At 44.4% G+C, this 7,971-nt stretch carries 13 protein-coding genes; all 13 read right to left on the reverse strand.

The genetic code is table 11. From position 1 onward, the window contains the following. A partial coding sequence (locus VNN20_12650; protein ID HWP93035.1) for a DUF3096 domain-containing protein occupies positions 1 to 99 on the reverse strand: 99 nt, incomplete at its 3' end. An 82-nt stretch (positions 100 to 181) separates the two neighbouring features. Beyond that, positions 182 to 538 carry a hypothetical protein gene (locus tag VNN20_12655; protein HWP93036.1) on the reverse strand — a complete coding sequence of 119 codons (357 nt, stop codon included), beginning with the start codon at positions 536 to 538 and terminating at the stop codon, positions 182 to 184. Positions 539 to 627: 89 nt separating this feature from the next. After that, positions 628 to 978, reverse strand: coding sequence for a YHS domain-containing protein (locus VNN20_12660; protein HWP93037.1), 351 nt, complete (start codon positions 976 to 978; stop codon positions 628 to 630). A 57-nt stretch (positions 979 to 1,035) separates the two neighbouring features. Beyond that, positions 1,036 to 1,233 carry a CsbD family protein gene (locus VNN20_12665; protein HWP93038.1) on the reverse strand — a complete coding sequence of 66 codons (198 nt, stop codon included), beginning with the start codon at positions 1,231 to 1,233 and terminating at the stop codon, positions 1,036 to 1,038. Positions 1,234 to 1,408: 175 nt separating this feature from the next. After that, positions 1,409 to 2,653 carry an RNA polymerase sigma factor RpoD/SigA gene (locus VNN20_12670; GenBank protein HWP93039.1) on the reverse strand — a complete coding sequence of 415 codons (1,245 nt, stop codon included), beginning with the start codon at positions 2,651 to 2,653 and terminating at the stop codon, positions 1,409 to 1,411. A 187-nt stretch (positions 2,654 to 2,840) separates the two neighbouring features. Then, entirely contained in the window at positions 2,841 to 3,077 is a 237-nt protein-coding gene (locus VNN20_12675; protein ID HWP93040.1) for a ChaB family protein, read from the reverse strand. A 132-nt stretch (positions 3,078 to 3,209) separates the two neighbouring features. Continuing rightward, positions 3,210 to 3,362, reverse strand: a complete 153-nt coding sequence (locus VNN20_12680; protein HWP93041.1) for a DUF3309 family protein — start codon at positions 3,360 to 3,362, stop codon at positions 3,210 to 3,212. A 163-nt stretch (positions 3,363 to 3,525) separates the two neighbouring features. Beyond that, on the reverse strand, positions 3,526 to 3,723 hold the full coding sequence (locus tag VNN20_12685) for a CsbD family protein (protein ID HWP93042.1): 198 nt from the start codon (positions 3,721 to 3,723) through the stop codon (positions 3,526 to 3,528). Between the two features lie 139 nt (positions 3,724 to 3,862). Then, the gene (locus VNN20_12690; protein HWP93043.1) at positions 3,863 to 4,027 is read right to left on the reverse strand and encodes a DUF1328 domain-containing protein; all 165 of its coding nucleotides are present in this window, start codon (positions 4,025 to 4,027) and stop codon (positions 3,863 to 3,865) included. A 597-nt stretch (positions 4,028 to 4,624) separates the two neighbouring features. Then, on the reverse strand, positions 4,625 to 4,906 hold the full coding sequence (locus tag VNN20_12695; GenBank protein HWP93044.1) for a hypothetical protein: 282 nt from the start codon (positions 4,904 to 4,906) through the stop codon (positions 4,625 to 4,627). Positions 4,907 to 5,486: 580 nt separating this feature from the next. After that, a complete protein-coding gene (cls, locus tag VNN20_12700) occupies positions 5,487 to 6,920 on the reverse strand; it encodes a cardiolipin synthase (protein HWP93045.1) in 1,434 nt (477 codons plus the stop codon). Further along, positions 6,901 to 7,662 (reverse strand): endonuclease/exonuclease/phosphatase family protein, encoded by a 762-nt coding sequence (locus VNN20_12705; protein ID HWP93046.1) that lies wholly within the window; start codon positions 7,660 to 7,662, stop codon positions 6,901 to 6,903. Before VNN20_12705 ends, cls begins: the two co-directional genes overlap by 20 nt. A 110-nt stretch (positions 7,663 to 7,772) precedes the next feature. Then, positions 7,773 to 7,971 (reverse strand): PA2779 family protein (locus VNN20_12710; GenBank protein HWP93047.1); only part of this gene is annotated, 199 nt, incomplete at its 5' end.

Consider the following 7,971-nt stretch of genomic DNA (forward strand, 5'->3'; position numbering starts at 1 on the left):
ATATATAGCAACGATGTAGTTCAATAACCGGGGCATGAACAGGATCAATATGCCTGCTATTAAAGACACTACTGGTTCTAAAGCGAGATTAATCTGCATATGTATCACCTCGTTATCGATTTAGTCAACTGATCATCAGCCCGAATCTCTTTTTCAATCTGGGACGAGCTTAAAGCTCTTGCTACTCCCAGTGTCCGGGGACCCATACCCAATTAACTCCATCCCACTTCCAGTGACCGGAGACCCAGACGGAACTGGAACTGGGTGGTAACTCCCACTTGCCTGCAGTCCAAACCCAATCATATCCATTCCAATCCCAATGACCTGGAATCCAAACGTGGGTTGTGGAGGGTGTCGGGCCTGCTTCTTCCACTCGCAGAGCGGGCGGTATATACGGCGGCTTGGCACGGGCCACTTCTGGCGGCTGTGGGACCGGTTCCCCCATCACTTCTCTTTCCTCCGCCCTATAAACACAGCTAGCGGCGAGCATAGTGGTTGAAGTCACTAGGAACATGATTAACCATATAATAAATCCCATAGTTGTTTCCTCCGTTGATTACACAATTCAAATTCAGTACTTGTAATAAGTACCGAAGAAGCACTAAATCTATTCAACGATAGGAACACCTAAGCTAGGTGTTTGCCGGATTGGCCAGTATATTTATCCGGGTCGCTTATGAATTCCACTCTGCATCCACCACAACAGAAATAATATTTCTCGTAAGATTCTTGCTCTTGATAGGCCTGTCTATGAGCCTCGTCCTCAGGCACCTCGTTTCCACATACCGCACATATTAACCTCTCCATAACAATCGCCCTCCTTCGGAGTGACGGCCATACTAGCCTGTATCTATCCGGCTCATTTAAAAATTCAAGTCTGCACACCTGACTACAGAAGTGGTATTCTTCACCCTCATATACTTCCTTTACAATATCTCCTATTTTATCTCCGCACATGGTGCATCTTGATCTTGCCATGATAATCACCCCCTAAACCTTGCCTACGCCGAATCTGGTCAGCATAAGCTCGTTGATTCACAGACCATCTATCCACTTATCAATCTCTCTCTCCGTCACATATCTACTACGGCGGTACTTCTCCTGCAATTTCTCCACTAGTCGGTCTCGTTTACCGTCGATCAGGTCAAGATCCTCGTCTGTCAGCTTACCCCATTTTTCTTTGGCTTTGCCCCGGAGTTGTATCCAACGGCTCTTGATTTGATCCCAGTTCATATCTTTTTCACCATGTACCTTTAAAATCACTGCATAATTTTTTAGTATCAGAATCCTAATCAAGATTCAATCGGATAATCTTCGTATTTTAGATACGGCAAATACTTATTCCTTAGGGGCTGAGATATAGAGCGAGAACGATCTAGTTTCTTGTGGTGTAAGAGAGTAGTATTATTCATTCTTTGAAACTACTAAGAGATTCTCTTAGTTCGGAATTCCGGAGCTTCTCCAGTGCCCTATTCTCAATCTGTCTTATCCGCTCACGGGTGAGGTCAAATCTTTTGCCAACATCATCCAGGGTGTAGATAGTGTCATAACCAATGCCAAATCTCATCCTTATTACCTCTTGCTCCCGGGGACTCAGTAATGAAAGAGCTTTTGTGGTTTTTTCAATCAGCTCCTCCCTCTTGGTAATAGAATCGGGAGCGGGCGATCGCCAATCCGGCAAAGAATCCAGAAGAGATTTTTCATCCTCCCCGTATATCGGCAAATCAACAGCACAGTGAACATTTCTCATCGGGTCTAAAATCTGTCTTACCACTTTGACGGAAACTCCCACTTCTTTGGCTATTTCCTCGGGCGTAGGTTTCTCCTCCATTTGATCATGAAGCAGGCGGCTTATTTTGTGGACCTTGTTGGACTGTTCCAGTATGTATACCGGTACTCGTATTGTCCTGGTCTTTTCCATAAGCGCCCGGGACATTGACTGTTGTATCCACCACACCGCGTATGTCGAGAACTTAAACCCCTTCGTATAATCGAATCTCTCTACTGCTTTAATCAGACCTAAACTGCCTTCCTGAATAAGGTCTAAAATAGGAAGGCCTTTACCGGCATATCTGCCCGCTATGCTAATAACCAGCCTCAAATTAGCTTTTATGAATCGCTCCTTCAAAGACTTCACCCGGGACAAGTATGCTGTCTCCAGAAAACCCAGTCTCTCCATTCGTCTCAATAGTTTTTTCCCGTTGGTCTTTCGATGCCCATTTCCCTTTCTGTTTCTCTCCGCCTTGCCGGCAATCTTATCGATGAGTGATTTTATTTCCCTGGCTCTTAACTCACATTGTTTCATCTTTGCAGATACTTCTATTTCTTCTATTGGTGTGAATAAAGGTTCTTTGGCCATTTCTCTGTAGAAGATATTGAGAAGCCGATAATGCTCATCTACCCATTTCAACCCTGTTTCATCATCGTTGCTTTCTTCCTCTTCAGACTCAAATGCAGTCTCCGGTAAAACGTCAAGGATCGATGCATTATCATCGTCAAAAAGCTCTACATTTTCCTCGTCTAACTTGGGAAATTCGCCAACTTCATTATTCACCTCTGACCCTGACTGCCAAAAAGCCGCATCTACAGTGCTTACATCTTTCTCATAAAGCCCTATCTCGATTGACTGGTCGTTAATTGTTAAATCTTTCATCTTTTAGCCTCCATTTATCTTCCTATCTTGAATATCAAAACCGCAATCGCCAATCAATCAGATAATCGCGGTATTCTGCTTACGGCAACTACTTACACTCCGGCTCGATCTGGGTGGAAGAAACCAAATCTTGGAATCAGGTTGGGCTTTCATTCATTTCTCAGACGCTCTTCCGGCTCTGGCAGTCTCACGATCGACCCTTCCTACGAACCCATTTGTTACCTTCTTTCTTGTATTTCTTTTTCACAGCAGCCCAGGCTACCCGATGAGCAGTCTCTTCACGAGAAGAATCGTCGCGGCGCTTCTCCGGTTTAGCATACTGCTCAAAAGCATTGTTGTATGCTTCGAAGTAGATTTTCTGAGCATGCTTTGGTAAATTCTTTTTCACCGAATCCGGCAGGTCCGAGATTTTATCGTAGGGCATCTTATTTCCTCCAGCGTCAAACTCGGATTTTAGTGGGTCAATACCCAGTGCTTGTTGCTGGGCACCCGGGTTTTACTCGTACTGAGATCCCGGGCCAGGAAAACGTACAGATGTCGTATTGGTTACTCCAGTTCAGACATAACCCAGTAGTATCAGTATGAGTAAAATTATAAGAAGTGTGCCGATTATGCCGCCTGGATAATAACCCCAACTTCTGCTGTAGGGCCAGGCGGGCAGTGCACCAATTAGCAGCAAAATCAATATAATTAGAAGAATCAGTTCCATTGCTTTTTCTCCTTAATTACTGAGATAAACAACTTTCAACAGGGAAGAGGATTTTAAGCTTCCTCTGGAACACCGACATATTTCCGAGAACTAGAGGCTCTCTTCGACCTGAGCATGGAGACACCCTCCAGCGAGAGTATCTCCTATTCTCATACACGCGTGTTTAGCACGTACGTGACCATTCATCAGTTTCTCTTTCGGCTCGCTCTCTGCTGAAGCCATACTTTTCTTGGAGTTTCCCTACAAGCTGGTCGCGTTTGCCTTCAATAACATCAAGGTCATCGTCAGTTAGTCTTCCCCATTTTTCTTTAACCTTACCCTTTAGCTGTTCCCAATTACCTTCGATCTTGTGCCAAGTCATTCTTATCACCTCCATTTTTAGTATTTATTCTTTAAGAATTATTAACTTCAGTTCCGGTTCTATACTACATCTCTTTGATGGCAAAGACTCTGGACCTTCCGAACGCTGCGGTGTCTCAACATCACTATCGCATCTATATTCAGACTCGGGCCCCTCGACCAAATATGAGAGAAACTATAAAAATTACCAGGAAAACTACGAAGAGAATTTTAGCAATTCCCGCCGCCGTGCCGGCGATTCCGGTAAATCCCAGGACTCCGGCAATAATCGCTATTATCAAAAAAGTCAAAGCCCATCCCAGCATCGGTCTCACCTCCTTTTTATGACTCGCCTGAGCGGAAAGCACTCACATCCGACATCATTGGCCGTCTTTAACTTTGTATCAGAGTCAACATAGGGATTCAATCATGTAATCCTGGTATTTGATGTACGGTAAATACCTATTCTTGTTCTCTAGATTGCGCTTCTTAACCATTTCTCCATCCATGGTTTTGCCTCTTAAGCCAAGTCATTGCTTGACATGTAAGGTATCTGCTCATTACCGAAGTAGATTTCCCGGTACATAATCGGGAAAATTAGTTCTTTCTTTCTCGGTTTAAGACACAACAACTAAAAACTTGGGGCAATTTAACCGGGAAAGGTGTGGGATACCAATCCGGATTTAATCGAACAGACCTTGTCCTACTCAAAGAGGCGACCAAATTAACGCGGGAACAAGCTGTTCCTTTGAAGATTTCTACCCCGGTTTAATTCGGGAGCGACTCAGGACAAGCTCTGAATGTAATGAGGAACTCAGAGTAACAGTTAAACAAGCAAAATTGCCCGGCAGATGCGATTCGCTAAGGCAGTGTCTCTTTGGTTAAATCCTGGTTTTACACATCCTCCTTTCCTCTGATTTCACTTATCGAAGCTCGTCTTTTCCGTTTTTAATAACCCTTTGAATCGAGGTTAATCGCCCTTCTTCTATGTTTACCTTAACCTTGTCCCCAACTTCTAACATTTTTAACTGTTTAGAACTCACGAACCCTTTAAGCTCCTTGGGCACATCTAAACTGATAATTCGGAATGAATGGATGTAACCCGTTCCGTTCTTGACTTCGATTATGTCATTCTCTATGTTGACTACCTCGCCTATGAACTCCTTTGGCTTATCTGTCCTGTGTTGTTTGATGTCATTATTCATTGTTCTTACCCCCTTTCGCTCCAATACTTTTTTGCAAAATGCATACCAGCTATGCGGATTTTTTTATTGCAATATTCACAGAGGGTTGTGGACAGGGAATAAGACAAAAATCTAATAGGGCTGTGCAAAATGATCCTGACGGTGTGTGATATTACACACCGAAACCAATCATTCAATATTTTAATCTTAAATGAGCCATCCTACGGCAAACCGCATGGTATCGATACATACGCAAACACTCTAACATTTCATTGCGAGCAGAGTGAAGCAATCTGTTAAGATTCCTCACAAGCTCCCTCACATTCGTTCGGGACAGGGTTCGGAATGACAAAAACGGTTTTACAAAGGGTTCTGTTCCTTCGGCTGTGCTCAGGACAGGCATTTCCAACCCGTGAGATAATTTCACCCCATGGGATGTTTACTATCCCACTGGGTCATATCTCATGGGTGAGAAATCTTAGATTTCGAGAAATGACACCTTTTGTCATACTGCTTAACGGAGTTTACGCTGAGTGCATATAAAGTGTTCGCAATGACAATATAGTGGTAAGCCTGTGGCAAGACACAGGGAATCCTCAAGTTAAAATAGAGAACTAAGCAGGCGGCAGGTGTTTTCAGAAAAGCGGACGTGGGATGGTCTTTTTAAGAATTCATTTGCAGAGAGTTCCCGGCTCCTTTCAAGGTCTTGAAGAAACACCCTCTTAGCAGCCTCTGCGAACTCGGCGTTATAGACCTGAACGTTTACCTCAAAACTGTAGCTAAAACTGCGTATATCATGATTAGCCGACCCGATAACTACCAGGTGGTCATCGACTATGAACATCTTCGCGTGTAAGATTCCCCGCATATACTCGAATATACTCACACCGCTTTTTAAAAGGTCGTCATAATAAGAGCGGCTGGCAAGCAGTACCAACGGATGGTCTGACCTATGAGGAAGGAGTAATTTTACATCTACCCCACGCAGTGCAGCCATTTGCAAAGCCTGATTTATCGTTTGATCCGGGATAAAGTACGGTGTTGTTATATAAACTAGCTTTCTTGCCTCGGAAATCGCCGTAAAAAAAATGCTCTTGATCGATTCTACCCCTTCGTCCGGGCCGTCCGGAACAACCTGAGCAACGTAATCACCATTGGACATTGACTGTGGGAAGTAGTCCGGTTTGAATAAGTCCTCTCCGGTGGCAAAATACCAATCCTCACAGAATACCCATTGTAATTGTGTAACCGCCGGGCCTTCGATCATCATATGGGTATCTCGCCACCTCTGGCTTCCATCGTTGAGAAAATCCTCACCTATATTTAACCCACCGGTAAATCCAACCCGGTTATCTACGATTAGGATCTTGCGATGATTACGCAAGTTAATATTCCAGGGTTTAAAGAACGTTCGAAGAGGTAAAAATTCCTGGGGTTGAATACCGGCTACATGAAAGCCTTCGAGAAATTTCCACGCCCATCCCAGCCTAATGGAACCCACAGCGTCGTATAGAAAATTTACCTTCACCCCTTGATTGGCTTTCTTCGCTAATAAATCCCTGAACCGGGCGCCTACCTTATCCGGTTCAAAAATATAATAATCCAGGTTGACATGGTGCTCCGCGCTTAAAATGGCCTCTTCCATCTTTTGATAGGTCTCCTCGGCATCTACCAGAATTTCTAGCCGGTTATTGTCGACCGGACCGAAGGGGCTGAGCTTGTTAGTTACTCTCATGATATTTGCAACATGGTCCGGCAATTCATGCTTAGACGCTAGCAATCTCTCCGAGGACCAGTAGGCCTCGATATCATGGTGTTTTTCCCTTAGCCCCACGTTTGAGAGGAATTTCTGCTTTCCCTTATTCTTAATACGGTCAGTACCAAATAAAAGATAAAGGAAGGAGCCCAGAACGGGCAGAAAAACAATAGCCATTATCCAGGCAAGCGCAGCGGTCGGCCTTTTTTTCCGGGTAATTACAACCGGCACCAGTAAAAAGGAAATAAAGTACAAAATCTTAAAGATCAGATAGAACATGACCTATAGGCTGCCTCTTTAAACTTTTAGGGTCAACTTTTGCCAATAAAGGCAAGTGATCCGAGGCTACCCGGGAGAGCGATGTATTAACCACATGAGTTTCGACAGAATATAGCCGGTTACATACGTATATATGGTCTAATTTAAGCCTGAGCAGCCCCCAATAAAAGGTGGCGTCGTCTCTGCCGCCGGATAATTTGAAGGTGTCGTTGAAATAATACTTAAGCCTGGGATGAACCACCGAGATTGGCCGGTCATTAAAATCCCCCAGTATCACCACCGGCCCATTAAGTGTCCGGTCGAGCAGAATTGAGCCACTTAGAAGTTTCCGGCTCTGATGAATCCTCTCCCGTATGCCCAGTCCTAGATGCAAATTGAATATATGGAGCACGGATGGGCCAAGAACCACATCAGTACGTAAGATACCCCTGGGCCGGAAACGAAGTTTCAGGCGTGGATTAAAGGAGAGGTCGTGGTGCCGGCTCTGGCCGAGAGGGAACTTGCTTAGGGTAGCGATACCAAATTCCGCAGTTCCCCTAAAACTTACCACGCAATAATCCCAATACATATCCAGAGCACCAGCAATGATCCTGGATTGATGGTCATAATTCGTACGGTGCATCTGGTTGTCAACTTCTTGGAGAGCTACTACATCCGGGTCTTGGCTTCTGATAACCTCAATAATTCTGTCTAGGCTATATCTTTTATCCCGACCGACACCGTAATGTATGTTATAGGTCATTACCTTGAGACTTGGAGTCATTTGATTAAAGAGATAGCTCCCGGCCTAGAAAATTCGTCTCTATATTATACAAAAGGAGCGTTGAAGTTGTTAACGGCTTATAATAATGACTAAATCCTTCTTAATATTATCAGCATCAATATGGCTATTATAAAAACAACCAAGACAATCACCGCCGCCGTGGCCGCACCGTCTCCTCCAGCCGGTATGCGGTCAGAAAGGGCGGCCAACTGATGTATCTGCTCATCGCTCATCCTATCCATCTTGGCCATTACTTCTTCTTTGCTAAGCCCATGGCTCTTAAGCCTC

The sequence above is a fragment of the Thermodesulfobacteriota bacterium genome (assembly GCA_035559815.1).
Classification (GTDB): domain Bacteria; phylum Desulfobacterota_D; class UBA1144; order Nemesobacterales; family CSP1-2; genus DATMAT01.